Below are 615 nucleotides of genomic sequence, written 5' to 3'. Positions count from 1 at the left end.
GACTCACGAACAACTTGCGTTGTTCTGTGTTTCAATTTTCAGCTTGATCCAGATTTTTAAAGAGCAAAACTTCGCAGTGAACCTTCTCAGGTACACTCTGAAGTTTTCTTAAGTGTCGCAGTAAAGATGGTGGAGCTATGCGGGATCGAACCGCAGACCTCCTGCGTGCAAAGCAGGCGCTCTCCCAGCTGAGCTATAGCCCCATCGTAGTCAATCTCATGACCGGAATTTCTGTTGAGGCAAGACGGGGTGACGCGAAGCATACATCAGTATGTGAGCGTCGCCGCAACGCAGCATCAGCAGGCGTGCAAAGCAGGCGCTCTCCCAGCTGAGCTATAGCCCCATCGTAGTCAATCTCATGACCGGAATTTTTCCTGAGACAAGGCGCGGAACAGCGAAGCATACTTCAGTATGTGAGCTGTTTCGCAACGCAGTACCAGGGAAAATTTGGTAGGCCTGAGTGGACTTGAACCACCGACCTCACCCTTATCAGGGGTGCGCTCTAACCACCTGAGCTACAAGCCTGCAGAGATTTTTTACTGCTGTATTTTCATCAGACAATCTGTGTGAGCACTTCGAAGGCAGGTTCTTTAAGGTAAGGAGGTGATCCAACCG

The 615-nt window shown here is 50.2% G+C and carries 2 tRNA genes; both read right to left on the bottom strand.

Annotated elements, in window-relative coordinates:
- Positions 1-127: 127 nt before the first annotated feature.
- A tRNA-Ala gene (locus GM30_RS02685) sits at positions 128-203 on the bottom strand.
- 245 nt (positions 204-448) lie between these two features.
- Positions 449-525 (bottom strand) — tRNA-Ile (locus GM30_RS02680).
- Positions 526-615 lie beyond the last annotated feature (90 nt).

It is taken from the genome of Trabulsiella odontotermitis, from assembly GCF_001188485.1.
In the GTDB taxonomy this organism is placed as follows: Bacteria; Pseudomonadota; Gammaproteobacteria; order Enterobacterales; family Enterobacteriaceae; genus Trabulsiella; species Trabulsiella odontotermitis_A.
Note: the sequence above shows the minus strand (reverse complement) of the source record. Positions and strands in the feature narration are given on the sequence as shown.